The 26524-nt window shown below is 72.0% G+C and carries 25 protein-coding genes; 4 read left to right on the plus strand and 21 right to left on the minus strand.

The features are described 5' to 3' along the window. Position 1 precedes the first annotated feature (1 nt). Positions 2 to 1156, minus strand: a complete 1155-nt coding sequence (locus ACZ4UV_RS22150; RefSeq protein ID WP_451021991.1) for a thiolase family protein — start codon at positions 1154 to 1156, stop codon at positions 2 to 4. A 99-nt stretch (positions 1157 to 1255) separates the two neighbouring features. Between ACZ4UV_RS22150 and ACZ4UV_RS22155 the strand changes: the two genes are divergently transcribed. After that, entirely contained in the window at positions 1256 to 2023 is a 768-nt protein-coding gene (locus ACZ4UV_RS22155) for an SDR family oxidoreductase (protein ID WP_451021990.1), read from the plus strand. 63 nt (positions 2024 to 2086) lie between these two features. Here the strand turns inward: ACZ4UV_RS22155 and ACZ4UV_RS22160 are convergent, their stop codons facing one another. The 4 genes from ACZ4UV_RS22160 to ACZ4UV_RS22175 are packed head-to-tail and all read right to left on the minus strand — an operon-like array spanning position 2087 to position 6241. Continuing rightward, positions 2087 to 2872 carry an enoyl-CoA hydratase/isomerase family protein gene (locus ACZ4UV_RS22160; RefSeq protein ID WP_467840015.1) on the minus strand — a complete coding sequence of 262 codons (786 nt, stop codon included), beginning with the start codon at positions 2870 to 2872 and terminating at the stop codon, positions 2087 to 2089. Between the two features lies 1 nt (position 2873). Then, a complete protein-coding gene (locus ACZ4UV_RS22165) occupies positions 2874 to 3965 on the minus strand; it encodes an acyl-CoA dehydrogenase family protein (protein ID WP_451021988.1) in 1092 nt (363 codons plus the stop codon). Beyond that, positions 3952 to 4845, minus strand: a complete 894-nt coding sequence (locus ACZ4UV_RS22170; protein ID WP_467840018.1) for an acyl-CoA dehydrogenase family protein — start codon at positions 4843 to 4845, stop codon at positions 3952 to 3954. The genes ACZ4UV_RS22165 and ACZ4UV_RS22170 overlap by 14 nt, the downstream gene beginning before the upstream one ends. Further along, on the minus strand, positions 4823 to 6241 hold the full coding sequence (locus ACZ4UV_RS22175) for a class I adenylate-forming enzyme family protein (protein ID WP_451021986.1): 1419 nt from the start codon (positions 6239 to 6241) through the stop codon (positions 4823 to 4825). The genes ACZ4UV_RS22170 and ACZ4UV_RS22175 overlap by 23 nt, the downstream gene beginning before the upstream one ends. 97 nt (positions 6242 to 6338) lie before the next feature. On the opposite strand from ACZ4UV_RS22175, the gene ACZ4UV_RS22180 reads away from it, so the two are divergent. Beyond that, positions 6339 to 7340: a 2Fe-2S iron-sulfur cluster-binding protein gene (locus ACZ4UV_RS22180; protein ID WP_451021985.1), complete on the plus strand. Its 1002-nt coding sequence runs from the start codon at positions 6339 to 6341 to the stop codon at positions 7338 to 7340. Here the strand turns inward: ACZ4UV_RS22180 and ACZ4UV_RS22185 are convergent. The 13 genes from ACZ4UV_RS22185 to ACZ4UV_RS22245 form a co-directional block, all read right to left on the minus strand. Further along, on the minus strand, positions 7317 to 8372 hold the full coding sequence (locus ACZ4UV_RS22185) for a CaiB/BaiF CoA transferase family protein (protein ID WP_467840023.1): 1056 nt from the start codon (positions 8370 to 8372) through the stop codon (positions 7317 to 7319). The two genes, ACZ4UV_RS22180 and ACZ4UV_RS22185, sit on opposite strands and share 24 nt — an antisense overlap. Beyond that, positions 8369 to 9325 carry a TIGR03564 family F420-dependent LLM class oxidoreductase gene (locus tag ACZ4UV_RS22190; protein ID WP_451023064.1) on the minus strand — a complete coding sequence of 319 codons (957 nt, stop codon included), beginning with the start codon at positions 9323 to 9325 and terminating at the stop codon, positions 8369 to 8371. Before ACZ4UV_RS22190 ends, ACZ4UV_RS22185 begins: the two co-directional genes overlap by 4 nt. 46 nt (positions 9326 to 9371) lie before the next feature. Continuing rightward, positions 9372 to 9764, minus strand: coding sequence for a cobalamin B12-binding domain-containing protein (locus ACZ4UV_RS22195; protein ID WP_451023065.1), 393 nt, complete (start codon positions 9762 to 9764; stop codon positions 9372 to 9374). Positions 9765 to 9809: 45 nt separating this feature from the next. After that, the gene (locus tag ACZ4UV_RS22200; RefSeq protein WP_451023066.1) at positions 9810 to 11390 is read right to left on the minus strand and encodes a methylmalonyl-CoA mutase family protein; all 1581 of its coding nucleotides are present in this window, start codon (positions 11388 to 11390) and stop codon (positions 9810 to 9812) included. 191 nt (positions 11391 to 11581) lie between these two features. Beyond that, positions 11582 to 12406, minus strand: a complete 825-nt coding sequence (locus ACZ4UV_RS22205; protein WP_467840027.1) for an SDR family oxidoreductase — start codon at positions 12404 to 12406, stop codon at positions 11582 to 11584. A gap of 157 nt (positions 12407 to 12563) precedes the next feature. Then, a complete protein-coding gene (locus ACZ4UV_RS22210) occupies positions 12564 to 12959 on the minus strand; it encodes a hypothetical protein (protein ID WP_467840030.1) in 396 nt (131 codons plus the stop codon). A 310-nt stretch (positions 12960 to 13269) separates the two neighbouring features. Further along, positions 13270 to 14736, minus strand: a complete 1467-nt coding sequence (locus tag ACZ4UV_RS22215; protein ID WP_467840033.1) for an MFS transporter — start codon at positions 14734 to 14736, stop codon at positions 13270 to 13272. 358 nt (positions 14737 to 15094) lie between these two features. Further along, positions 15095 to 16036, minus strand: a complete 942-nt coding sequence (locus ACZ4UV_RS22220) for an SDR family NAD(P)-dependent oxidoreductase (protein WP_451022798.1) — start codon at positions 16034 to 16036, stop codon at positions 15095 to 15097. A 103-nt stretch (positions 16037 to 16139) separates the two neighbouring features. Next, positions 16140 to 17378 (minus strand): cytochrome P450, encoded by a 1239-nt coding sequence (locus ACZ4UV_RS22225; RefSeq protein WP_451022799.1) that lies wholly within the window; start codon positions 17376 to 17378, stop codon positions 16140 to 16142. Positions 17379 to 17427: 49 nt separating this feature from the next. Further along, a complete protein-coding gene (locus ACZ4UV_RS22230; protein ID WP_266423071.1) occupies positions 17428 to 17622 on the minus strand; it encodes a ferredoxin in 195 nt (64 codons plus the stop codon). 18 nt (positions 17623 to 17640) lie between these two features. Next, positions 17641 to 18831 carry an NAD(P)/FAD-dependent oxidoreductase gene (locus ACZ4UV_RS22235; protein ID WP_451022800.1) on the minus strand — a complete coding sequence of 397 codons (1191 nt, stop codon included), beginning with the start codon at positions 18829 to 18831 and terminating at the stop codon, positions 17641 to 17643. 236 nt (positions 18832 to 19067) lie between these two features. Next, positions 19068 to 19808, minus strand: a complete 741-nt coding sequence (locus ACZ4UV_RS22240) for an SDR family NAD(P)-dependent oxidoreductase (RefSeq protein WP_390039156.1) — start codon at positions 19806 to 19808, stop codon at positions 19068 to 19070. A 61-nt stretch (positions 19809 to 19869) separates the two neighbouring features. Continuing rightward, positions 19870 to 20286, minus strand: coding sequence for a carboxymuconolactone decarboxylase family protein (locus ACZ4UV_RS22245; RefSeq protein WP_451023215.1), 417 nt, complete (start codon positions 20284 to 20286; stop codon positions 19870 to 19872). A 275-nt stretch (positions 20287 to 20561) separates the two neighbouring features. Here ACZ4UV_RS22245 and ACZ4UV_RS22250 point away from each other — a divergent pair, with 275 nt between their 5' ends. Further along, positions 20562 to 22232, plus strand: a complete 1671-nt coding sequence (locus tag ACZ4UV_RS22250) for a flavin-containing monooxygenase (RefSeq protein WP_467840041.1) — start codon at positions 20562 to 20564, stop codon at positions 22230 to 22232. 72 nt (positions 22233 to 22304) lie between these two features. On the opposite strand, the gene ACZ4UV_RS22255 is transcribed toward ACZ4UV_RS22250, so the two are convergent. After that, positions 22305 to 22697 carry a nuclear transport factor 2 family protein gene (locus ACZ4UV_RS22255; protein WP_390039162.1) on the minus strand — a complete coding sequence of 131 codons (393 nt, stop codon included), beginning with the start codon at positions 22695 to 22697 and terminating at the stop codon, positions 22305 to 22307. 61 nt (positions 22698 to 22758) lie between these two features. Beyond that, complete coding sequence (locus ACZ4UV_RS22260) at positions 22759 to 23157, minus strand: nuclear transport factor 2 family protein (RefSeq protein ID WP_467840045.1); 399 nt, start codon at positions 23155 to 23157, stop codon at positions 22759 to 22761. Between the two features lie 167 nt (positions 23158 to 23324). On the opposite strand from ACZ4UV_RS22260, the gene ACZ4UV_RS22265 reads away from it, so the two are divergent. Continuing rightward, complete coding sequence (locus ACZ4UV_RS22265; protein WP_390039166.1) at positions 23325 to 24371, plus strand: cyclase family protein; 1047 nt, start codon at positions 23325 to 23327, stop codon at positions 24369 to 24371. A 138-nt stretch (positions 24372 to 24509) separates the two neighbouring features. On the opposite strand, the gene ACZ4UV_RS22270 is transcribed toward ACZ4UV_RS22265, so the two are convergent. After that, positions 24510 to 26495 (minus strand): alpha-ketoacid dehydrogenase subunit alpha/beta, encoded by a 1986-nt coding sequence (locus tag ACZ4UV_RS22270; RefSeq protein ID WP_451015795.1) that lies wholly within the window; start codon positions 26493 to 26495, stop codon positions 24510 to 24512. Positions 26496 to 26524: the final 29 nt, after the last annotated feature.

Raw genomic sequence — 26524 nt, forward strand, 5'->3', positions numbered from 1 at the left:
GCTACGGGGCCGGCACCTCCACGACCATCGCCGAGCCCATCCCGCCGCCGGCGCACATCGCCGCGACGCCGATGCCGCCGCCGCGGCGCCGCAGTTCGTGCACGAGCGTGACCAGCATGCGGGCACCGGTGGCGGCGACGGGGTGGCCCAGCGAGCAGCCGCTGCCGTTGACGTTGACCCGGTCGGGGTCGAGGTCGAGGCGGCGGACGGCGGCCACGGTCACCGAGGCGAAGGCCTCGTTGATCTCGTAGAGGTCGACGTCGGCGGTGGTGAGGCCGGCGCGGGAGAGCGCCTTGGGGATGGCCTTGACCGGTGAGAGCCCGGTTTCCGCCGGGTCCACGCCGACGGAAGCCCAGGACCGTACGGTGGCCAGCACGGGCAGCCCCTCGGCGGCCGCCGTCTGCTCGTTCGCGACCACCAGGGCGGCCGCGCCGTCGTTGCCGCCGCAGGCGTTTCCGGCGGTGATGCTGAAGCCCTCGATCTCGGGGTGCAGCGGCTTGAGCGCGGCGAGCTTCTCCAAGGACGTGTAGCGGCGCGGGTGTTCGTCGACCGAGAACAGCCCGTGCGGGGTGTCGAGGGGCACCAGCTCCGCGTGGAAACGGCCCTCGTCGATGGCGCGCACGGCGTTCTGGTGCGAGCGCAGCGCCCACGCGTCCATCGCCGCGCGGCTGACGTCGGCCCGCTGGGCGACGTTCCAGCCGATGGTGATCGACATGTCGTTGTTCGGGGCGTCCGGCCTGTTCGGATGGGTGGGCGGCATCCAGGGCTCGACCCATGCGCCGTCGACGCGGAAGGCGGACTTCGGCGCCGTCGAGGCCGAGTTGACGCCGCCCGCGATCACCAGCTCGTCCATCCCGGCGCGGATGCTCGCGGCGGCGTCGGCGACGGCGGCCAGCCCGGCGGCGCAGTGCCGGTTGACGGCCGCCCCCGGGATGCCGGTGAGGCCGGTGGTCAGCGCGGCGTGGCGGGCGAGGACGCCGCCGCCGTAGAGGCCCTCCCCGAGGATCACGTCGTCGACGCGGTCCGGGTCGAGCCCGGCCGCGGCGGCCCGGACGATGTGGTGGGCCAGGTCGAAGGCGGTGGTGTCGCGCAGGGTCCCCTTGCGGGCGGTGCCGACGGGGGTGCGCAGAGCGGACACGATGACTGCCTCGGGCATGGACGGTCTCCAACTCGGCGGGGCGGGCAGGGATCACACACCTTGCGAGAATGCTACTCTCGTCATACTAGAACTACATATCCCGAGAGGGGAGTCGCGATGCAGGTTCAGGGCACATCCGCGCTCGTGGTGGGTGGGGCGGGGGGCCTGGGCGAGGCCACGGTCCGTCGGCTGCGCGCGGCGGGAGCGTCCGTGGTCGTCGCCGACCTCGCCGACGACAAGGGCAAGGCGCTGGAGGAGGAGCTGGGCGTCCGGTACGTGCGGACGGACGCCACCGACGAGGGCGAGGTCCGCACCGCGGTCGGGGAGGCGGAGGCGCTCGGCCCGCTGCGGATCGCGGTGGACGTGCACGGCGGTCCCGCGACCGGCGGCCGGCTGGTGGGCCGAGACGGCGAACCGATGGACCTCGCCGGGTTCCGGCGGACCCTCGACATCTATCTGACCGGCGTCTTCAACGTCCTGCGGCTGGCCGCCGCCGCGATGGGCCGCCAGGAGCCGGTGAACGAGGACGGCGGCCGGGGTGTCGTCGTCACCACCGCGTCCATCGCGGCGTACGAGGGCCAGATCGGCCAGCTTCCGTACGCCGCCGCGAAGGGCGGGGTCGCCGCCATGACCCTGGTGGCCGCCCGCGACCTGTCCCCGCTCGGCATCCGGGTCGTGACGATAGCGCCGGGCACGTTCCTGACACCCGCCTACGGCAAGTCGGGCGACCAGCTGGAGGCCTACTGGGGACCGCAGGTCCCGCACCCCCGCCGGATGGGCCGCTCCACCGAGTACGCCGCTCTCGTCCAGCATCTCTGCGAGAACGACTATCTCAACGGCGAGGTGATCCGCCTGGACGGGGCGCTGCGCTTCCCGCCCAAGTGACGCCCGGCGGAGCGGGCTTCCCGCCCCGCACGGACGCGCCCCGCCCCCGCACCGGCGGACGGGTCACTGCTCCCGGGAGGTGAGGCGGGCGAGGGTGTCGCGGAAGTCGTCCGTCTGGAAGGACTGTTCCTCGGCGGTGGTGGCGTAGTCGAGGGTGGCGAGCACCGCGCGCTCCAGATGCATGTTGAGGACGCGTTTGGTGCTCTCCGCCGCCTGCCTCGGCAGTCCCGCGACGCGTTTCGCGCAGGCCGTGGCCTCGGCGAGCGGGTCGGCCACCACGTGGTTGGCCAGCCCGAGGGCGACGGCCCTCTCGGCCGGGATGCGGGCGCCGGTGAGGGCGTACTCCTTGGCGAGCAGCAGGCTGGTGTGCAGCGGCCAGGTGAGCGGGCCGCCGTCGGCCGCGACCAGGCCGACCTGGACGTGCGGGTCGGCGAGGTAGGCGCCCTCGGCCATGTAGACGATGTCGCTGAGCGCCACCAGGCTGCAACCGAGCCCCACGGCGGGCCCGTTCACGGCGGCGACGACCGGGACGCGGCAGCGGACCATGCCGAGGACCAGGTCCCGGCCGTGGGCGATGGTCTTCGCGCGCAGGTCGGGATCCTGCCGGATCTCGTCGAGGTAGGCGAAGTCGCCGCCCGCTGAGAACGCCTTTCCCGCCCCGGTGATGACGGCCGCCCTGGCCTCCCGGTCCTCGGCCAGCCGGGGCCACAGCCGGGCCAGGCCCATGTGCAGCGGGTCGTTGACGGCGTTGAGCGCGTCGGGCCGGTTCAGGGTGATGATCCGCAGCGTGCCGTCCGCGCGCACGTCGATCTCCTCCGGCATGCCGTACAAGTTCCGACCGCCCGTCATGTCAGGCTCCCAGTCCGAGGATCCGTGCGGCGATGATGTTCTTCTGGATCTGCGAGGTGCCGCCCATGACGCTCTGCGCGCGGCTGTAGAGGTAGGCGTGCAGGAGGTCCGGGTCGCCGGCGCCGCCGACGGCCAGGGCAGCGTGGCCCACCGTCTGCTCCGTCCAGGTCATGAGGAGCTTGTCCAGGGAGCCCTCGGGGCCGTGGGAGACGCCGTCGAGCTGTTCGGACAGGCGCCGGCGCACGTGCAGGCGCAGCATCTCCGTCTCGACGACCGCCCAGGCGACCTCCGGTGGCAGGGTGTCGCCGGCCGTGCGGTCCGCGAGTTCGCGGACGAGCTTTCCGTAGCGGGCGGTGAAGCCCAGGGTCGAGGGTTCGCGTTCGTGTCCGACGACCGTCATGGCCAGCGCCCAGCCCTCGCCGGGCGCGCCGACCATCTGGTCCGCGGGCACGGTGGCGCCGTCGAACAGGACCTGGCCGAACTCCTTGGTGACTCCGCTCATCATCTTCAACGGGCGCTGTTCGACGCCGGGTTGGTCCATGGCGACGATGAAGGCGGAGATGCCCTTGTGGCGGGGTGCCGCCGGGTCGGTGCGGGCGAGGAGCAGGCACCAGTCGGCGACGTCGGAGTAGCTGGTCCAGATCTTGTGGCCGTGGACGACGTAGGTGTCGCCGTCGCGGGTGGCGGTGGTGGTGAGGGAGGCGAGGTCGGAGCCGGCGCCGGGTTCGCTGAAGCCCTGGCACCAGCGCTCGGTGCCGTCGATCATGCCGGGCAGGAAGCGCCTGCGCAGTTCCTCGCTGCCGTGCCGGCCGAGGCCCTGGACGAGGTAGCCGAGGCTGGGGCGGGCGGGGGCGCCGGCGCGGGCGAGTTCCTCGTCGAGGATGACGTCGTAGACGGGCGGCAGGTCGTGGCCGCCGTACTGCGCGGGCCAGGAGAGGCCGAAGAAGCCGGCCGCGTGCAGGGCGCGGTGCCATTCGCCCTGGCGGGCCCAGTACGCGTCGCCGGCGGTGGGGAACGTGCCCGCGCGCTCGGTCAGCCAGCCGCGCAGGCGGTCGCGGAAGGCGGCTTCCTCGGGCGAGTCACGAAAGTCCACGGTCGATCTCCTCCAGGCGTACGGGGAACAGGTCGGTGGACGTCAGCGCCCGGCGCAGGTGGACATGGGCGAGGCACTCCCAGGTGTTGCCGATGCCGCCGTGCACCTGGACGGCCGTCTCGCAGACGGTGCGGGCGGCGCGGGCGCAGTAGAGCTTGGCGATGCGGGCCGCCCGGAGCGCTTCGGCGGGCGGCAGTTCGTCGACGGCCCAGGCGGCGTGGCGCAGGACGCTGACCGAGCCCTCGATGAGGGCCAGCGCTTCGGCGAGGAGGTGGGCCACCGCCTGGTAGGAGCCGATCGTCCGGCCGTACTGCGCGCGGATCCTGGCGTAGTCGAGGGCGAGGGTGTGCGCGCCGCGGGCCGTGCCGACGAGGTCGGCCGAGGTGGCGACCACGGCCAACGCCCGCCAGCGGACGGCCGCTTCGCCGGTCAGGATGCCGATCCGCTCGGGTGCGCCGCTCAGTTCGGCGGCGTGGCGGGTCAGGTCGGTGCCGGGAACGAGCGGGCCGATCCCGGTGGACAGCACCCGGTCGCCCTCGACTGACAGGGCCCGTCGCCTGCCTCGTGCGTCCCGCGCCCGGCCGTCGACGGCCACGGTCGCCGACGAGACCCCGTCGGCCAGGTCGTCGGCGAGCACGGGTCCGAGAAGCGGTACGTCGACCAGTCTCCGCCCGAACTCCTCCACGACGAGGGCCACCTCGACACCGGAGGCGCCGTCCGAGCGCAACGCCCGCCAGCCGGTGGCCTCGACCGCCTTCTCCAGCCGCCCGATCCGCTCGGCGTCGTCCAGGTCGAGGACCGAGCCGGGTCCCAGGTCGTCGGCCAACCTGGCGGCCGCGTCGCGGAGTTGGCGCTGTTCAGCTGTCAGCCGTACGTCCATCGCGCTCCTTGAGTACCTGTTCCTTGAGAACTCGCCGCAGCACCTTTCCCGAGGGCAGGCGCGGGATCTCGGCCACGAACTCGACACGGCTCGGTCGTTTGTAGGAGGCCAGCCTGCCGCCGACCAGTTCGACGAGTTCGGCGGCCTCGACCGGCGCGGCCCGCCGGACCGCCGCGACGACCGCCTCCCCGTCCGCGCCGTCGGGGACGCCGAACACGGCGCAGTCGGCAACCGCCGGATGGCCGTGCAACACGGCCTCGACCTCGGCGGGGGCGACCTGGAACGCCCGCACCTTGATCATCTCCTTGGAACGGTCGGTGAGGCGCACCCACCCGTCCGCGTCGACGCCGCCGACGTCGCCGGTGCGGTACCAGCCGTCGTGCAGGGCGTCCGCCGTCGCCTCGGCCGGCAGGTACCCGGCCATCAGGGACTCCGAGCGCGCCTCGATCTCCCCGCTCTCGCCCGGCCCGACGGGCTCCCCCGTCTCCAGCGAGACCACGCGCACGCGCACGCCCGGCACGGGACGGCCGGCCGAGTCCAGGCGCGCCCCGTCGAGCGGGTTGCAGGCGATGACGGGCAGTTCGCTCGCCCCGTACGCGGGCAGCCAGCCCACCCCGGTCCGCCGGGTCACCGTCTCGGCGATGCTCGGGGTCACCGGGGTGGCGCCCCACATGATGTAGCGCAGCGAGGACAGGTCGTACGACTCCAGCTTCGGGTGGGAGGCGATGGCGAGCGCGATCGGGGCGACGGCCATCTCCACGGTGATGCGGTCGAGTTCGATGTGGTGCAGCAGCCGGTCCAGGTCGAAGCGGCGGTGCAGGCGCAGCCAGGCCCCGGCCTCCAGGGCCGTGACGATGTTGAGCAGGCCCAGGATGTGCGAGGGCGGGGTGGCGACCTGGATGCGGTCGCGCGCGGTGAGGCCGAGGGCGTCCCGCCAGTGCCGGACGGCGGCGGCGAACGAGGCGTGCGTGTGCCGGACCGCCTTGGGCATGCCGGTGGTGCCCGAGCTGAACACCAGGACCGCGTCGGCGTCCCGGTCCACGGACAGCTCCTCGCCGCGTCCCGGCTCGATCGGCTCGTCCAGGTGCAGCATCGGCATCAGTCCGGCGAGCACCGGGTGGTCGCCGACCGCGTGGGCGGGCCCGGTGATCTCCAGGGCGTGCTCGACCTCGCCCCGCCTCCAGGCCGGGCTCAGCAGGACGACGGCCGCGCCCAGCCGCCAGAGGGCCTGCACGGCGATCACGAACTCCGGCCGGTTGGAGGACATGAGCGCCACCCGGTCCCCCGCCCGCACACCCCGCCGGGCCAGTGTCCCGGCCAGCCCGTCCGCGAGGGCCGTCAGCTCGGTACGGCTGTACCCACGGTCCTCGAAGACCAGCGCGGCCCGTTCGCCCATCTCTCGCTCCCACCCCTTGAGAGGATCCCATCAACCAGGAGAGAATAGTATTCTCGTTTAGACAGAACCTTGATACCAGAGGTGGAGGAGGGCGTCCATGGCGAGCCCCGCACTGTTCCGGCGCGCGACCGTCGTCAAGATCGTTCAGGAGACCGCCGACGCCCGGACCTTCGTGCTGGACCCGCAGGACGGCCCGTTCTCGTACCAGGCCGGGCAGTTCTGTGTCTTCCGGGTCCGGGTCGACGGCCGCGACCTGCTGCGTTCGTACTCGATGTCCAGCGCTCCGGAGTGCGACGCCGAGCTGATGACGACGGTCAAGCGCGTCCCGGACGGCAAGGTCTCCAACTGGCTGATCGACCGTGTCGGGGAGGGCGACGAACTCGAACTGACCTTGCCCCGCGGCCGGTTCTGCCTGCGCCCGGCCGCGACGCCGCTGCTCGGTTTCAGCGGCGGCAGCGGCATCACCCCGATCCTGTCCCTGGCCAAGAGCACCCTCGCCGGCACCGGCCGGAGCGTCCGGCTGCTCTGCGCCGACCGCGACCGCGACGCGGCGATCTTCCGCTCGGCACTGGAGGACCTGGCCGCCCGGTATCCCGGGCGTCTGACGGTCGTGCGGCACCTCGACGCCGACCGCGGGTTCCTCGACCCGGCCGCGGTACGGGAGTTCGTCGGACCGGACGGTGTCGCGGACGCGTACGTGTGCGGTCCTGAGCCCTTCATGGCGCTCGTGGAGTCGGCGCTGCCCGGGCCCGGGCGCATCTTCAGCGAGCGGTTCGGCGGCGACGCGGCGACGCCCGTGCCGGACGGGACCGCTCCCGCCGAGGACACCGGCACCGTCACGATCCAGCTCGGCACCAGGCGCGTGTCGGTGCGCAAGCACCCGAACGAGACGCTGCTGCAGACCGCCCGCCGGGCCGGCCTGACCCCGCCGTCCTCCTGTGAGGCGGGCAACTGCGCGACCTGCATGGCCAGACTGACGGAGGGCAGCGCGACGATGCGGGTGAACGACGCGCTCACCGAGGAGGAGGTCGCCGAGGGCTACGTCCTCACCTGCCAGGGCATCCCGGACGCGGGGTCAGTCACCGTCCACTACGAGTGAGCCGTGTTCGCCGAGCCGGGGCGGCGGCCGGAACTCGGGCTCGTGTCCGGCGATCCGGACCGGACTGCCGACCAGCCGGTAGCCGCCCGCCCGGACGATCATCTCCGGGGTGGCGTCCAGGGCCTCGGGCAGGGTGCGCACGGCCGCCGCCGGGATGCCGAGCGGGCGCAGTCGCGCCTCCCAGCCCTTCGCCGTGTCGGCGGCCAGGGCGCGGGTGACGGCGGCGAGGACCTCGTCGCGGCGGGCGGCCCGCTCGGCCATCGTCCAGAAGCCGTCGATCCCGGCCTCGGCGGCGAAACCGCGCCAGAAGCCGTCGTGGGTGACGAACAGCGCCAAGTGCCCTTCCTGGGTGGGGAAGAGCTGGGCCGGCACGTAGTAGGAGTGCGCGCCGCCCGGCATGCGGCGCGGCTCGACGCCGTCGTTGAGGTAGGCGGAGGCACGGTAGTTGAGCTGGGCGAGCATCACGTCCCGCAGCGCCACGTCGACCTGTCCGCCGCGCCCGGAGACGATCTGGGCGAGCAAACCCAACGCCGCTGTCAGGGCCGCGGAGTTGTCGACGGACGAGTACCCGGGCAGGGTCGGCGGTCCGTCCGGGTCGCCGGTCAGCGCGGCCACACCGGTCGCGGCCTGGATGACGTAGTCGAAGGCCGGGTCGTCCCCGCCGTCCAGGCCGTAGCCGGTGACGGCGACACACACGATCCGTTCGTTGTGGCGGCGCAGGCCGTCGTACGTCAGCCCCAGGCGCCGGATCACCGACGGCTTGAGGTTGACCAGCAGCGCGTGCGCCTCGGCGGCCAGCTCGCCCAGTCTCAGGCGCCCTCGCTCGGTCGTGAGGTCGAGGCAGATGCTGCGCTTGTTGCGGTTGATGCTGGCGAAGTAGGCGTCGCCCACCTGCCGGGAGAGGTCGCCGCCGGGCGGCTCGATCTTGGTGACCTCGGCACCGAGGTCGGCGAGGAGCATCGTGGCGAAGGGGCCCGCGAGGATGTGGCCGACCTCCAGGACGCGGATGCCGGCGAGGGGGCCGGGGCTCACCGGAAATCCGCCGCCAGGCCGGCGATCATCTCCCGGGTGCGGCGCTTGGAGGCGATCAGTTCCTCGCGGCCGTCGCCGATGGGCAGCAGCCGTACGGACAGGTCGGTGACGCCCGCGTCCGCGAACCGCCTGAACCGGGCCGCGATCGCCGCCTCGTCGCCCGTCGCGCACAGGTCGCCGACGTCCTCGGCGTCGCCGTACCCCAGCATCCGCTGGTAGTTGGGCGAGATCTCGGCCTCTCCGAGTATGCGGTTCGCGCGTTCCCGGGCCGCGTCGACCTCGGAGGGCCGGCACAGGCACACCGGGATGCCGGCGACGACGCGCGGCGCGGGGCGCCCGGCGGCCTCGGCGGCCTTGGTGATCCGGGGGACGACGTGGTCGGCGACGGCGCGTTCGTCGGCCATCCACAGCACGGTGCCGTCGGCGCGCTCGCCCGCGAGGGCCAGCATGACCGGGCCGAGGGCGGCCAGCAGGACCGGCAGCGGGGCGACCGGGGCCAGGTCGAGCGGATTGTGCACGGTGTAGGTGGCGTTCTCGACGTCGATGGGGCCGGGGCCGCTGCGGGCCGCGTCCAGGACGTCCAGGTAGTCACGGGTGAGACCGGCCGGGCGCTCGTAGGGCAGGCCGAGCATGCCCTGGACGATCCAGTGGTGCGAGGGGCCCACGCCGAGGGCGAGCCGTCCGCCGGTGGCCGCCTGAGCGGACAGCGCCTGGCGGGCCAGCGCGACGGGATGCTGGGCCTGCAGCGGTACGACGGCGGTGCCCAGCTCGATCCGGGAGGTGCGCGCGCCCATCAGCGCCACGGCGGTCAACGCGTCGAAGTCCGACGGGACCTGAGGCACCCAGGCGGTGTCCAGCCCGGCGCTCTCGGCCCACTCCACGTCCGCGATCATGCGCGAGACCTTCCGCGCGGAGTCGCCCCGCTCGGGCCCGATCATGACACCGATCCGCACGTTCCCTCCAGATGGTCCGGGTTCGGGGCTCCGCGCACGCGGAGGGTCAGGAGGACGTCGCGAGCGCGCGCACCTCGGCGACCACGACGTCCAGGGGGGTACCGGTGGGGAACACCCCCGCCGCGCCCGCGGCCTTCAGGCGCGGGACGTCCGCCGGCGGGATGGTGCCGCCGACGACGACCGTGATGTCACCGGCGTCGGCGGCCCGCAGTCCCTCGACGGTCCGTGCGGTCAGCGCCAGATGGGCGCCGGACAGCATGCTCAGGCCGACCATCGCCACGTCCTCCTGGACGGCGGTGGCCACGATGGCGTCGACGCGCTGCCGGATGCCGGTGAAGACGACCTCGAATCCGGCGTCGCGCAGCGCCCTTGCCACGATCTTGGCGCCCCGGTCGTGGCCGTCCAGGCCGGGCTTGGCGATGAGAATGCGAGTCGCCATCAGTGCATCACCGGATTCCCCATGAATGCATCACCGGATTCCCCATCAGAACACCACCGGTTGCCGGAACTCGCCCCACACGTCCTTCAGCGCCGTGACCATCTCGCCGACCGTGCAGTAGGCGTTGGCGCAGTCGATCAGAGGGCCCATCAGGTTGTCGGTGCCCTCGGCGGCCCGGGAGAGGGCGGCAAGCCGGGCGCGGACGTCGGCGGGGTCGCGCTCGGCCTTGACGCGCGCGAGCCGCTTCAGCTGGGTCTCGCGGCCCCGCGCGTCGAGTGCGTAGGTGGCGATGTCGGGGGCGGGCTCGTGCTCGTCGACGTGGCGGTTGACGCCGATCACCGGCCGCTCGCCGCCCTCGACCTCCAGGTGGATACGGTAGGCCTCGTCCGCGATGAGCCCCTGCAGATAGCCGTCCTCGATCGCCCGGACCATGCCGCCGTGGGCCTCCAGGTCCGCCATGATCTCGACGATCCGCTCCTCCGTGGCGTCCGTGAGCGCCTCCACGAAGTACGAGCCGCCCAGCGGGTCGGCGACGCGGGCGACGCCGGTCTCGTGGGCGAGGATCTGCTGGGTGCGCAGGGCCAGGGTGGCCGACTCCTCGCTGGGCAGGGCGAACGGCTCGTCCCAGGCGGCGGTGAACAGCGACTGGACGCCGCCGAGCACCGACGCCAGGGCCTCGTAGGCGACCCGGACGGTGTTGTTGCGGGCCTGCGGGGCGTACAGCGAGGCGCCGCCGGCCACGCAGCCGAAGCGGAACATGGCCGCCCTGTCGGCCGCGGCGCCGTACCGCTCCCGCACGATGGTCGCCCAACGCCTGCGTCCGGCACGGTACTTGGCGATCTCCTCGAAGAAATCGCCGTGCGTGTAGAAGAAGAAGGAGACCTGCGGGGCGAACCGGTCGATCGTCATCCGGCCGCGCTCCAGCACGGTGTCGCAGTACGTCACGCCGTCGGCGAGCGTGAACGCCATCTCCTGGACGGCGTTGGCGCCCGCGTCGCGGAAGTGCGCGCCGGCCACCGAGATCGCGTTGAACCTCGGCACCTCGGCCGCGCAGAACTCGATGGTGTCGGCGATCAGCCTCAGGGACGGCTCGGGCGGCCAGATCCAGGTGCCGCGGGAGGCGTACTCCTTGAGAATGTCGTTCTGGATGGTGCCGGTGAGCTTGGCCCGGGGTACTCCCGCGCGCTCGGCGGCGGCCACGTAGAGGGCGAGCAGGATCGCCGCCGTCCCGTTGATGGTGAAGCTGGTGCTGGTGCGGTCCAGCGGGATGCCCTCGAAGAGCACCTCGGCGTCGGCCAGCGTGTCGACGGCGACGCCGACCCGGCCGACCTCCTCGCTCACCTCGGGGTCGTCGGAGTCGTAGCCGCACTGGGTCGGCAGGTCGAGCGCCACGGACAGGCCGGTACCGCCCTGCGCCAGCAGATACCGGTAACGCCGGTTCGACTCCTCGGCGGTGCCGAACCCCGAGTACTGCCTGAGCGTCCACAGCCGCCCCCGGTATCCGGAGGCGTAGTTGCCGCGCGTGAACGGGAACGTGCCCGGCGCGGGCGGCTCGGCAGCCCGGTCCGCCGGTCCGTAGACCGGCTTCAGCGGGATGCCGGACGAGGTCTGCGCGAAGTCATTCATCGTTCGGATACGGTACTTGCGAAAAATGAGAATGCCAATACCGCAAGCGAGAATGACTGGATCAACCAGCGCTCCGAAGGGGCGCTGGGGGTGCCCCCGGCCGAAGGCTGGGGGAGGAGCTGCGCGACCAGCCCCCACGCAGCCGCAGTCGCACAACTCCCCGCCCCCCACACACAGAGCACTCCCCGGCGCTACTCGTCCCGCATCGCCGCGCACAGACCGCCGTCCACCACGATGTCGACGCCGTTCACGAAGCTCGCCTCGTCGGACAGCAGGAACGCGGCGACGGCGGCGACCTCCTCGCACCGCCCGGGGCGGCCCACCGGCGTGCGCTCGATGAGCTCCCGTACCGACGCGTGCCGGGCCATCTCCAGCCGCGTCTCCGGGGTGTCGATCGCGCCGGGCGACAGCGAGCACGCCCGGGCACCGACCGGCCCGAGCCGCACGGCCTCGGCCGGCACGAAGCGGTGCACGCCGTAGGTGGCCCACGGGTAGACCCAGGCGGGATCCTCGAGCGCCGGGCCCACCGCGTCGCGGACCCGGTCGAGGAAGTCCTCCCGCAGCGGGTCGTCCAGGACGGCCGCGACCGCCGGGTCGGGGTCGACGTGGGCGATCAGCGGGGACACGGAGGCCAGGTACACGAACGCCGTACCGGCGGTGGCCAGCGGGCGCAGCGCCTCCGCCAGCAGGGCGGTCGCGACGAAGTCGCCCTGGAGGACCGTGCGCCAGTCGGCCTCCTCCGGGGTGACGCTCTCCGCGTGCACGACGGCCCGGAGCGTACCGAGTTCCGCGGCCCGGCCGGCCAGCCGGGCCACGTCGTCGCGGTCGGCCGTGGTGCCCGCGAACGGCTCGGCGACGGCTTTCCTGCCCTGGCTCGACAGGTCCTTCGCGTACGCGGCCACGGCGGCTTCGTCCTGGTCGACCAGCAACAGCACGTCCACCAGGTCGGCCAGACGGCTCGCGCATGCCTGCCCCGTCCCGCGACCGGCACCGGTGGCAATACCTACCGTGGTCATGCGCCACTCCTCACTAGAGACACTCGTCACAGCACGAGTGTCTCCCGGGTGGCGGCGTCCGGGCCCCGGCGGGGCCGGGACACCTCTGCCACGGCAGGCCCGGAGCCTGACCGCGGGCTCGCCCGCGGCCGTCTTCACGGACTCCACGCCGCCGGCCTCACGGGGTGCACACCGTCCTCAGGCGGGCCGCCGCGGCGTCGATCCCGCTCGGGTCGGGATTCGTGTCGCCGTCCAGAATGGCCTTGTTGTAGTCCTTGATGGCCTTGTTGAGCTCGTCGACCGCCTTGTCCACCTTGCTGTCGTCCGTCTTGTCGTTGATCTTGTCCAGGTTCTTCTCGATGGTGGTGATGGACTGCCCGGTCTTCGCCGGGTCCTCGGCCGCGTCCGCGCCCGCCTGGTTGATGGCGGTGATGCTGTCGGCGATGGAGTCGGCGTTGGTGAGGCAGTCCAGCGAGTCGTCGGGGTCGCAACCGGTGGCGAGGGCGGCGGTCAGGGTGACGGCGGCTGCGACGGTGGCGAGAGCGGTGATGCGTCGGCGGCGGTCGGCGGCCATGGGGTGGTCCCTTCTCACGGCGGCGCTGCTCGCGACCGCCTGCGGAATTCCTCGGGCACGGGAGCTCGGCGCCCCCGTGATCTCCGCCCTCCACGATTCCGTGACGCGACCGCCGTCACGAGGAAGCGGGCTCCCTGAACCATGGTGTAGCCCGCTCCACCACACGGGGCCCGGACCACGCCGGGGGGGGGGGGGCCCGGGGCGGGCGCCCCCCCCCCCCGGGGGGGCCCCCCCCCCCGCGCCCCCCCCCCCCCGCGGGGGCCCCCGGCGGGGGGCCCCCCCCCCCCCGCCCGATGGGACCGACACCCCTTCAGGCCGCCTGCACGGCCGGGGTCTCGACGGCCTCGTCGAGGCGGGCACGCTTCGGCACGAGCGCGACGAGCAGCATCCCGAGGGCCACGCATCCGACGACGAGCCAGAGCCCGTTGACGAAGCCCTGGTCGAGGTAGAACTGGGTGCCCTTGAGGACCACTCCGTGCTGGGCCATGACCACGAAGGCCAACTGGGAGACGACGATCTGGGCGACACCCTGGGCGAGGTTCTGGGCGCCGTTGGCGAGAGCCTGCTCGGCGGGCGTCACCACCTCGATGATCATGATGGGCACGACGGCGACGACCATGCCGGTGCCGAGGCCTGCGGCCACACCCCAGCTCACGATCTGCGGGCCGTTCTCGTGGAAGTGCGTGGCGAGGGCGTAGCCGACGACGGTGAGCGCGGCGCCGGCGGCCAGCAGGATCCGGGCGTCCACCCGGCGGGCGATCCAGCCGGTGCCCACGGCGCCCACGATGATCATCGCGCTGATCGGGCTGGTGACGATGGCGTTGTGGGTGCCGGACCAGCCGAGGCCCTCGGAGACGTGCGGGATGTTCGGCATCAGCACCAGCAGCTGGATGACCACGCCGACGGCGCTCAGCGAGCCGGCCGCCACCGAGGTGGCCAGCAGGACGGTCCACACGGGCCGGCGGCGGGTCATGGCCGGCGGGAACAGCGGCTCGGCCACCCGGCGCTCGACGACCAGGAAGGCGATCAGCGCGACCACCGCGCCCGCGACGTAGCCGATGAACTTCCCGCTGCCCCAGCCCCAGTCGGCCCCTTCTCCGACCGCGTACACGAGCCCGGTGACCCCGGCGCCGAGGAGGAGCCCGCCGGTCCAGTCCATGCGGCCGGTGCTCTGCCGGACCGGGCTCTCCGGGACGAAGACCGCCACCATCGCGAAGCTCACCGCGGTGCTGATGGCCATGAACCACAGCACGCCGCGGAAGCCGTAGTCGTCCAGCAGCCAGCCGGCCAGGAACGGTCCGCCGAAGGCGACCAGGCCGACGCCACCGGCGAGGATGCCGCTGGCGATGCCGACCCAGCGGCGCGGGAAGATGTCGCGGGTGATGGCGTAGCCGATGGGCATCGTGGCCGCGTAGACGCCGGCGAGTCCGCGTCCGATCAGCAGCGTGCGGTAGTCGGTGGCGACGGCGGCGAGCAGGTCGCCGGCGAAGCCGAGCCCGGTGGCGACGAGCAGGACGCGCTTCTTGCCGAACAGGGCGGCGCCCTTGACCATGAACGGCAGGAAGAAGGTCCCTGTCAGCAGGGTCATCAGGGTGAACCAGGCGATCTGGGTGGTCCGGAAGTGGATCGCGACGTCGGCCTGGGCGATGCCGGACAGCGCGGCGACGAGCGACACGAGCTGGACCGTCCACAACAGCGCGACGACGACGAGCACGTTGCGTGTGGTGGAGCGGGATCTGTCGTCCGCCTTTGGCGGAACGGTCTGCGTCTGGGACATGGGGGCCTTCCGTGGACGGTCGGGGGCGCGGGAAGCCGCCGCGGACAGACACGGCCTGGTGCGCCTTGCCGGAGGGGAGATCGGACGGCACAGCGGTGAGCGGGCCGATCCGGGTCGCCGACGTATCTCGTCGGCCCAGGGGAGATGCGGGGACGCTCAGGTACGGGCGTCGCACGTAACGTAGACCTAACGGTCGGTACAATCAATCCTTCGAACCGGAGAAAGTTCGATGAGGCGGTCGCTTCCGAGACAGCACAAAAATGCCGCGCGAACATCAGAGTTCGCGCGGCAACGAAAGAGCCCAGAAAAGCTCAGGAGGGAACAGAAGGGCAGGGAGCCCGGTGTCGTCAGACGCCGCTCACGAGTCCGCGGCCCCCGTCCCGAGCTGGAACTGGTGCTTCAGGAAGGCCCCGGTCCACGCCATAAGGTCGGAGGGCACGTAGTAGCCCTTCTCGTCGTTGATGGCCTCCCAGTTCGCGACCACGTCCTCCACCGAGGCCGGACCGGCCTCGTGGGCGTAGCCCTCCGTGGAGGCGAGGAACAGGCGTGCGAAGCGTCCCGCGCCTGCCGTGTAGATCTCGCCGCTGACCGGGCAGCTCTCGTGCGCGAGGTAGGCGACCATGGGCGCGACGGCGTCGGACGGCATGTACGGCATGCCGGGGGCGGCCGCGGCGGGCTCCTCCTCGGGGCCGCCGCCCATCCGGGTCATGGCGGCCGGTGCGATCAGGTTGACCTTGATGTTGTGCGGCTCCCCCGCCAGCTTCGCGCTGCGGGCCATGCCGACCGTGCCCGCCTTGGCGGCCGCGTACGACAGGTTGTTGTCCATGCCGAACATGCCGCTGGAGGTGGTCAGGACGACCCGGCCGTACTGCTGCTCCACGAAGTGCGGCCAGGCGGCGCGCATCGTGTTGAACGAGCCGACGAGGTGCACGGCGAGGTGGCGCTCCAGGTTCTCCGCGTCGATGTCGGGCAGGCCCGCGTAGCGGATGATCCCGGCGTTGTTGACGAGGATGTCGATGCGGCCGAAATGCTCCACCGCGGTGTCGACGATCGCCTGGCCTCCGGCCGGCGTGGAGACGTCGTGGGTGTCCGCGACGGCCTCGCCGCCCGCCGCCGTGATCTCGTCGACGGCCTTCTGCGCGGGACCCGCGTCCGAGCCGTCGCCCTCCATGGAACCGCCCAGGTCGTTGACGACGACCTTGGCCCCGCGTGCCGCCAGGAGGCGGGCATGGGCCCGGCCGATGCCACGACCCGCGCCGGTGACCACGGCGACGCGCCCTTCGAAGCTCAACTTGCTCATGCCTGACTCCTGTTGTGCGACGGTTGCGTGCGGGATACGGAACACCGGTCCCGTCCGGGCGGGCGGAACCGGCGGATGGTGCGGGGCCTTCGGGACGCCCCGGCTACCAGGTGACCGGCAGCTCGCCGATGCCGAAGGCGAGCGCGTCGGACGGCCGGAATTCGAGTTCGTCCCGGTCGACCGCGAGGTGCAGGGTCGGGATGCGCCGGTAGAGGGTGCCGTAGACGACCTGCAGCTCGATGCGCGCGAGCTGCTGGCCCAGGCACTGGTGGATGCCCCAGCCGAAGGCGTGGTGGTGCCGGGAGTCCCGGGTGAGGTCGAGTTTCTCCGGGTCGGGGAACGCCTGCGGGTCCCAGTTGCCGGCGGGCAGCGGGACGACGATGCCGTCACCGGCCTTGATCTCGGCGCCCTCGAACTCGAAGTCCTCGGCGGCGATCCGGCGCTGCCCGAACTGGGCGACGGTCAGGTAGCGCAGGATCTCCTCGACGGCGGGTGCCGCGTCCTTGGTGTCCTCGATCTCGCGCAGCCTGGCCAGCTGCTCGGGATTGTCCATGAGCAGCGCCGTGCCCACCGTGATCATCGTCGCGCTGGTCTCGTGACCGGCGATCAGCAGGATCATGGAGAGCAGGGTGGCTTCGGGAAGGGTGAGGTCGCCGTCGTTGATGCGCGCGGCGAAGTCCGAGAGGACGTCCTCGCCCGGCTCCTCCATCTTCTTCTGGAGGAGTGCCGCCAGGTAGCCGCCCAGCGCCTGGTTGGCGCGGTTCTGCTCCTCGGTGGTCTTGTCGCTGCGGGTGGCGAAGGACGCGTGCTCGTGGAAGAACTCGTGGTCGTCGTACGGCACTCCGAGCAGTGCGCAGATCATCAGCGAGGGCAGCGGGAGCGACAGCGCGTGCACCAGGTCGACCGGCTTGGGGCCCGCGAGCATCTTGTCGATGAGGTCGTCGGTGATCCGCTGGATCTCGGGCCGCAGCGCCTCCATCCGGGGACGGGTGAAGGGCCGGGTCATCATGCGGCGGATCCGGGTGTGGTCGGCGCCGTCCGCGTTGAAGATCGTGAGCGGGTGAAGGTGCGCCGTCTCCGCCATGGCCCGGTTCGGGTAGGGGAAACCGGCCTGCTTGTCGTCCGAGCTGACCCTGGGGTCGGACAGGATGGCGCGCTGGGCGGCGTGTCCGGTGACGAGCCAGGGGGTGCTGCCGTCCCAGATCCGGCCCCGGGTGACCGGCCCCTTCTCGTTCAGGGCACGCAGCCCGGGCGGCGGGGCGAAGGGGCACTTGGCGTCCCGGTCGTCCTGGTAGTGGTAGACCTGCTCGTCGGGGGCGGTTCGGGCCTCTGCCTCGGCCATGGGTTCTCCTACGGTGACGGGGTGGGGGGAGGAGCGAGCGGCGGGTGGGCTATTCCTCGATGCGGATGGCCAGCGCCGGGCAGACCGCGGCCGCGTTGCGGACCTCGTCGGCCAGTTCCGCGGGCGGGTTCTCGTTGAGGACCACGACGATGCCGTCGTCCTCGCGCTGGTCGAACACGTCCATGGCGGCGGCCACGCACTGTCCGGCCGCGACACACTTCTCCTCGTCGACGACGACCTTCATGGGATCTCTCCAGCTCGTTCAGGGGGTGGGGATGGGGGTACGGAAGGCGTCGACGATCTCCTGTCGGCGCACCCGGGCCTGCTTGGGCATGTTCCAGCCGAGGACTCCGGTGACCACGCCGTCCAGCCGGTAGCGAGCGACGAAGCGACGGGCCGTCAGATCTCCCTCGACGACGTCGACTTCGGCCTCGGCCGGCAGGAAGCCGTGCACCTGGAGCTTGGCGTCGAACTGGTCCGTCCAGAAGTACGGGACGGGCGCGTACGGCCGGTCCTCGCCGAGGATCGCCGCGGCCACCGCCATGGCCTGCTCGGTGGCGTTCGTACGGTTCTCCAGGCGGACCGGGCGGCCGAGCCGCTCGTGGTGCCAGCGGGCCACGTCGCCGACGGCGTAGATGCCCTCCGCGGCCCGGCAGCGGGCGTCGCAGACCACGCCGTTGTCCAGCCGCAGCCCGCTGTCCGCGAGCCACTCCGTCGCCGGTACGGCGCCGATCGCGACGACCACGACATCGGCCGGCAGTGTCTCTCCGCCGGCGAGCCGCACGCCCGCCACCCGGCCCGCGCCGTCGTCGGTGAGCCCGACGACGCCCTGGCCCAGGCGCAGCCGGACACCGCGTTCGGTGTGCAGTTCGGCCAGCACGCCGGACACCAGCGGGCCCACCTGCAGAGCCATGGGCGCGTCGAGGGGGCCGGTCAGGGTGACGTCGAGGCCGAGCTTGCACGCGGTGGCCGCGATCTCGGAGCCGAGGACGCCTTCGCCGACGACCACCAGCCGCCGGCCGGCCAGCAGGTCCTTGCGCAGGGCCAGTGCGTCGTCGAGGGTGCGCAGCACGTGCACCCCGGCGAGCGCGTCCTGGCCGGGCAGCCGCCGTGCCCGTACGCCGGTGGCGATCACGACGGCGTCGGCGGACAGCTCCCGGCCGGACTCGGTGCGCACGGTCCGGGTCGCCGGGTCCAGCGCGACGGCCGGGTCGCCGAGCGCGAACTCGGCGTCCAGGGCCGACAGGACGTCCTCGGTGCGCAGCGCGGCCCGCTTCGGCTCCCACTCGCCGGCGAGGACCTGCTTGGACAGCGGGGGCCGGTCGTACGGTGCGTGGGGCTCGTCGCCGAGTACGGTGAGGGCGCCGGTGTACCCCTTGCGCCGCAGTGCTTCCGCGGTGGTCAGCCCGGACGCGGAGGCGCCCACCACCAGCACGCGGTCCGGGGCGGTCATGCGAGCACCTCGCCGACCGTGTTCCCCCTGGCGATGCCGTCGATCGTCATGCGTGACTCCGTTTGGGTCTCTGGTGCGGTGTCCGTCTCCGAAAAATAGACCGACCGGTCGCCATAATCAATTCGGTCCATATAAGGAGGCGGCTCGGATCATGTCCGGACGCCTCGCGCGCAGGACAGCGCCCGGCGCGAGGCTGGACGGCCCACCGCCAACGTGCCGGTCGTGCCCGGCGGGGCTCAGAGGAGGTAGCGCCCGCCGTTGGCGCTGAGGCTCTGGCCGGTCACGTAACCGGCCTCCTCGGAGGCGAGGTAGGCCACCGCGTAGGCGATGTCCTCCGGCTGCCCGGCCCGCTTCATGGGCATGGTGGCCGCGGCCGCCTCCACGTCGACGGGACCCTCGCGGACCAGCGGGGTGTCGATGAAGCCCGGCGGGACGTGGTTGACGGTGATGCCCTTGTCGGCGTACTCGATCGCCAGGGCCCGGGTGAGGCCGATGACGCCGCCCTTGGAGGCCGCATAGTGGGCCATGGCGGGGGCGCCGGTCTGCGCGGACGAGGACGAGATGTTGACGATCCGCCCCCAGCCCGCCGCCAGCATGTCCGGCACCAGTTCCTTGGTGACCAGGAACGGCCCCTTGAGGTTGATGCCGATCATGCGGTCCCAGGCCGCCTCGCTGATGCCGGTGAAGGGCACGTAGGCGGTGGTCCCGGCGTTGTTGACGAGGATCGTGACGGCGCCCAGTTCCTCGCGGGTCCGGGCCGCCGCGGCGGCGACGGCCGGGGCGTCGGCGGCGTCGCCGGCCACGGCGATCGCGGTGCCGCCCGCCTCCTGGATCTCGGCCACGGTCTTCTCCGCGCCTTCGGCGTTCAGGTCCCAGACGGCGACCGCCGCGCCGCGCGAGGCGAGGACGACCGCGATCGCCCGTCCGATTCCGCGGGCGCCGCCGGTGACGACCGCGACCTTTCCTTGCAGGGTCATGCGTGCTCCTTGTGTGCCTGGTGCGGGAGGTGTGCCTGGCGCGGGTGGCGTACGGCCCCCGTCACTCGCCCAGCGCCTCGCGCGCCGCGGTGCGGGCCCCCACCGCGCGGGGGAAGCCCGCGTAGCCGGCGGAGTGGTAGATGACCTCGGCGATCTCGTCCTTGGTCAGTCCGTTGGTCAGCGCGACCCGGACGTGCGTCTTCAACTCGGTCTCGGCGCCCAGCGCGATCAGGAGGCCGAGCGTGACCAGGCTGCGGTCCCGGGGGGCGAGCCCCTCACGGGCCCAGATCGCGCCCCAGACGCTGGTCAGACCGATGTCGACCAGTTCCTCCCCGAGACGGCCGTCGCGGAGGTCGACCTCCCCTTCCGGGAAGACCCCCGGCAGGGCCGCGCGCATGGCCTTCCAGCCGGCGGCTCGCAGATCGGCGGTGGTCCCGGCCCCCGCCACGGTGGGTTCCTGGACGTCCTCGGTCGTCATGTGCGACTCCTCTGCCACGACATTGTGCGGTTCGCCTGAGCGAAAGTTAATTCAAACGGTCGGTACAATCAATCCATCGCGCCGATCCGGTCGTCCGCGCCGCGGACCGAGCCCGCCGTGCGGCGAGATCACCCGGGGACCCGAAAACCCGCGACCCCAGACCATTGATCGGGCCCACCCCCTCCCTTACGCTCGGCCTGAATATTCGACCGACTGGTCGAAACATCATTCAAGGCGCACGCGGGAGCAGCGGCCCCTGTCACGTTGGAGGGCAGATGAGCGAATCGACGAAGGCGCCGGAAGCGGCGCCCGCCGCGCAGGCACAGGCACCGGAGCAGGGCGTCGGTGTCGTCGACGTACTGGTGATCGGCGCCGGGGTCACCGGCATCTACCAGCTCTACCGGGCCCGCGAGGCCGGCTTCTCGGCGCAGCTGATCGAGGCCGGCACGGGTGTGGGAGGCACCTGGTACTGGAACCGCTACCCCCAGGCCCGCTTCGACTCCGAGAGCTACACCTACGGCTACCTGTTCTCCAAGGAGCTGTGGGAGGAGTGGGAGTGGTCGGAGCACTTCGCCGGCCAGCCGGAGATCGAGCGGTACTTCAACCACGTGGTCGACCGGTTCGACCTGCGCCGGCACATCTCCTTCGGCGCCAAGGTGACCTCGGCCGTCTGGGACGAGCCGTCGGGCACCTGGACCGTCCGGACGGAGGACGGCACGGAACGCCGGGCACGGTTCGTGGTCGCGGCGACCGGCATCCTCTCGGTGCCGTTCATCCCGGACATCCCCGGGCGCGCGGACTTCCGCGGCGAGCAGCACCACACCGGACGGTGGCCGAAGACGCCCGTGGACTTCGCCGGCAAGCGGGTGGCCCAGATCGGCACCGGCTCCAGCGGCGTGCAGATCGTCCCCGCGATCGCCGACGAGGTGGCCTCCCTCACGGTGTACCAGAAGGTCGCCGACTGGCTCACGCCGCTGAACAACCGGCCGATCACGCCCGAGGAGCAGGCGGATCTGAAGGCCAACTTCGAGTCCATCCGCGACACGCTGAACACCTCGGTCAGCGGGTTCCTGCACCAGATCACCATGCGCTCGGGCCTGGACGACACCCCGGAGCAACGGCAGGAGTTCTACGAGCAGAAGTGGAACAGCCCCGGCTTCACCAAGCTCTCCGAGCACTACTACGACATGACCACGAACCCCACGGTCAACGAGGAGTTCTGCGCGTTCATCGCCGCCAAGATCCGTTCCATCGTCAAGGATCCGGCGACGGCCGAGAAACTCATCCCCAAGGGGCACGGCTACGGCGGCCGGCGGCCCCCGTTCGGCACCGGCTACTACGAGGCGTACAACAAGCCGAACGTCCACCTCGTCGACATCAACGAGACGCCGATCATCCGCATCACCGAGACCGGCATCGAGACCGCGGAGGGCGTGCACGAGGTCGACATCATCATCTGGGCCACCGGCTACGACTTCGGCACCGGCGCCCTGAACCGGCTGGGCGTGCGGGGCCGTGACGGGCTCGCGCTCAAGGAGTACTGGGCGGACGGTCCGTCGACGTACCTGGGCGTCGCGACCGCCGGCTTCCCGAACTTCTTCTTCCCCGGCGGACCGCACGGCGCCCTCGGCAACAATCCGCGCTACTCCGGCGACCAGGTCGACTACGTGATGGACGTCCTCGTGCACGCACGCGACCACGGCCACGACGTCGTCGCGCTCTCCGCGGCCGCGGAGGAGGAGTGGACGAACCTGGTCAACGACAGCGAGAGCCAGTCCTCCTTCCTGAAGAGCAGCTACTTCTACGGGGCGAACATCCCCGGCAAGGCGATCAAACAGCTGCTGAACCCGACCGGCCGATGGAAGCTCAAGGAACTGATCAACGAGTCCACCGAGAACGGCTTCCCCGCGTTCTCCTTCGCCAAGGCGGACCAGAAGCAGGACTGAACAGACCGGCGCCCGTGCCGCCGGTCCCGTCACGGGGCGGGACCGGCGGCACGGGCGCTCATCCGTACCGGGTCACTGGAAGGACGTGACCCGCCTGCGGAACTTCCACGCCCCGTCCACGAGGACCACCGTGTCCTCGTAGCTCCCGACGAGCTGGACGGCCCAGCCCTGCTCGCCCCGCGCGAAGAACACCAGGTTGCTGCTGGCCGTCACCTCCTCGCCGGGAGGCGAGGTGAGGACGGTGTTGCCGACCAGGTGCAGCTGCGGAGCCTGCGGGGTGAACGCGCCGTAGGCCTTGCGGATCTCGTCGCGGCCCTCGAAGGTCCCCTGACCGGCGATCTCGGAGACACCGTCCTGCGTGAACAGGTCGGCGACGCTGCCGGCGTCGCCCGCGTCGATGGCGTGCGCGTAGGCCGCGATGACGGACTGCACGCCGGCCAGGGCTTCTTCGGCGGAGATGGTCATGTGTCTTCTTCTCTCAGCAGTTACGGAAGGGATGGAGCGGACGGGGACGGAACGGGGCGGACTACGCCTGGAAGACGGTCACCCGCCGCTGGATGAGCCAGGTGCCGTCGACGTGCCGCAGTGTGTCCTCGTAGTGGCCGACGACCTGCGGTGCCCAGCCCGACTCGCCCCGCAGGAAGAAGGCCACGTCGCTCGTCGCGGTCGCCTCGTCCGGCCCGGAGGCGGTGACGACGGTGTTGCCCACGAGGTGCAGCTGCGGTTGCGTGGGAGCCCAGCCCTTGAAGGCCGCGCGCAGGGCGTCGTGCCCCTGCACCGGGTCCATGCCCGGCAGCTCCAGGATCCCGTCGGGCGCGTACAGCGCGACGATGTCGTCGGTGCGGCCGGCGTCCTGGGCCTGGGTGTGCGCGCCGATCACGGCACGGACCCCGGCCGCGACCCACGCCTGTGTGGATTCGCTCATTGCCTCTCCAAGTGCTAGACGTTTCGACCAGTCAGTCTATTGATCCTCAGGGGCAATATGAAGTCCTGAATTGTAAGCTGTCAGACTTGTTGACCGCTCGGTACATTGCAAATAGCATGCGGCCACGACCGTCGACGGGGACCGTCGTCTAAGGAGGCGTTTTTATCGTGACGAAGCGTTGGAAGCAGCGGCCGCCGGGCTCGACGTGGGGCGATTTCGGCGAGGACGACGAACTCGGGCGCATCAACCTGCTGACCGCCGAGAAGGTGCTCCAGGGCGTGCGCGAGGTGGAGCACGGGGTCACCTTCAGCCTGAGCCTGCCGCTGGACTACCCGGGCGGTACGGCCCTGAACCAGCGGCGGTACCCGCCGATCCTGAAGCCCACCGAGGACCTCGCGCACAACCAGGACGTCTTCTACAACGTCGTCGCACGCGACCAGATCGACCCGTCCCTGATCGACGTCTGGTCCGACGACGTGGTGACCCTCTGGCTGCAGTACTCGACCCAGTGGGACTCCCTCGCCCACCAGGGCGCCGAGTTCGACGCCGACGGCGACGGCGAGGCCGAGCCGGTCTACTACAACGGCTTCCGGCCCGGCACCGACCTGGTGGGGCCGCAGGAGGACGCCAAGGGCGACGGCAGCGGAAGCGTCAGCTTCGCCCGCCACCTCGGCCTGGAGAAGATGGCGGAGCACGGCGTCCAGGGCCGCGGTGTCCTCATCGACATCGCGCACCACCTGGGCACCGGCTACCAGGCCGTCACGTACAAGCAGCTCCAGGAGATCATGGCCGCGGACAACGTGACCGTGGAGCCCGGCGACATGGTGCTGCTGCACACCGGTTTCGCCACCCAGGTGCTCGCCTGGAACAAGGACCCGGACCCGGTGGCGATCCACCAGACCGCCGCGTACCTCGACGCGGACGACCCGGACATCCTCAAGTGGATCGCCGAGTCGCAGATGTCGGCGCTGATCTCCGACAACTACGCGGTCGAGGGGGTGGGCGTCACCCAGGCCCAGGGCCGCCACACCCTGCTCCCCATCCACCACCTGTGCCTGTTCAAGCTGGGCGTCCCGCTCGGCGAGCTGTGGTACCTGCACGACCTGGCGGCGTGGCTGCGCGAGCACAACCGCAGCCGCTTCCTGCTCACCGCTCCCCCGCTCAACCTGCCCGGCACCCAGGGCAGTCCGCTGACCCCGGTCGCGACCGTCTGATCCACGGTCACGGCCGGACCGCCGCCGGCCCATGCATGGTCCTGCCGATCAAGGCGGGCCGGCGGCGGACACCACGAAGGGGTGCCCCCGGGAGCGAATCCCGGGGGCACCCCTTCGGCGTGCCGCCGCGCGGCCCGGTCACACCGCCGCGATCCGCCGCAGCGTGTCGGCGATGGTGTCGCGCGAGGGCAGCCAGAGCCGTTCCAGCGCGGGCGTGTAGGGGGCCGGCATCGGCGGCGGGGCGACGCGGGTGACGGGCGCGTCCAGGTGCCAGAAGCCCTCGTCGACGGCGAGCGCGGACAGTTCGGCGCCGACACCGAAGTCCCGTACCGCCTCGTGGGCGATGACCAGCCGGTTGGTCTTGGCGAGGGAGGCGAGGACGGTCTCGCGGTCCAGCGGGGCGATCGTGCGCAGGTCGATCACCTCGACGCTCACGCCCTCGGCCGCCAGCAGTTCCGCGGCGGCCAGGGAGTCCTGGACCATCCGCGACCAGGAGACCAGCGTGATGTCGGTGCCCTCCCGGACGACCTTGGCCCGGCCCAGCGGGACGAGGTGGTCGGCCGGCGGGCGGGGCCCCTTGAAGCCGTACTGGAGGCGGTTCTCCACGAAGACCACCGGGTTGGGGTCCTGGATGGCGGCCCGCAGCAGGCCGTAGGTGTCGGCCGGGTTGGCGGGCATCACCACGGTCAGGCCGGGGATGTGCGCGAGCAGCGCCTCCAGGGACTGGGAGTGCTGGCTGCCGGAGGAGCGGCCCGCGCCGAACTGGGTGCGCACGACGAGGGGCATGGCGGCCCGGCCGCCGGTCATGAAACGCAGCTTCGCGGCCTGGTTGAGCAGCATGTCCAGGCAGACGCCGATGAAGTCCATGTACATGACCTCGACGACCGGCCTCATGCCGGCCATGGCCGCCCCCACCGCCGTGCCGAGGATCGCGCTCTCGCTGATCGGGGTGTCGCGCACCCGGCCCGGAAAGGCCTGGGCCAGGCCGCGGGTGAGGCCGAAGACGTTGCCGCCCGCGCCGACGTCGATACCGGCGACGAACACGTCCGGGTCGGCGGTGAGTTCGTGCTCCAGCGCGAGGCGTACGGCGTCCATCGTGCGGAAGATCTCCCCCTCGGCGGGGGCGGGCTCCGGTACGGCGGGACGCAGGGCGGAGACGAAGTCGTACAGCGTCTCCGGGGCCGGTTCCGGCAGGCTGCGGGCCCACTCCACGGCCGCCTCGATCTCCTTGCCGATCTCCTCGTCGACGGCGTCCACGAGGGCCGTCGCCACCCCGGCCGCCGCCAGGTGCCGGCGCGCGATGACCAGGGGGTCGCGTTCCTTGGCGGCCGCGACCTCCTCGGCCGGGCGGTAGCGCTCGGGGTCGCCCTCGTAGTGACCGTGCCAGCGGTAGGTCTCGGCCTCCACCAGGACGGGGCCGCCGCCCGCCCGCAGCCGTGCCACCACGCCCGACATCAACGTCTGCACCGCGAGCACGTCGTTGCCGTCGACGTGCTCGTAGCCGATGCCGTACCCGGCGGCGCGGGCGGCGAGGCCGGCGCGGTGCTGTTCGGCGGCCGGTGAGAACTCGGAGTAGTGGTTGTTCTCGCAGAGGAAGACGACCGGCAGGTCCCATACGGCGGCCAGGTTGACGGCCTCGTGGAACATGCCCTGGGCGACCGCGCCGTCCCCGAAGAACGCCACCACGACGTCGCCCCGGCCGCGCAGCTTGGCGGCCGTGGCGACGCCCCCGGCGATCGGCAGTCCGGCGCCGACGATGCCGTTGGCGCCGTAGATGCCGAGCCCGGGGTCGGCGATGTGCATCGAACCGCCGCGGCCCCGGTTGGTGCCCGCGTCCTTGCCCATCAGCTCGGCCATCATCGGGGCGGCGTCCAGGCCCTTGGCCAGGACGTGGCCGTGGCCGCGGTGGGTGGAGGTGATGCCGTCGCGCTCGGTGAGCGGCCAGCAGGCGCCGACGGCACTGGCCTCCTGCCCGATGGACAGATGCAGGAAGCCGGGTATCTCCGTCGCCTTGTACAGCTCGGACGCCCGCTCCTCGAAGCGCCGGATCCGCCGCATCCGGCGGTACATTTCCAGGAGGTCGTCCGTCGGGGCGGAGCCGGTGTGCTGAGGTACCTGGGTCATGCGCGTCCTCGCAATGCTCACGCAGACGG

Source organism: Streptomyces sp. NPDC028289 (genome assembly GCF_055565975.1).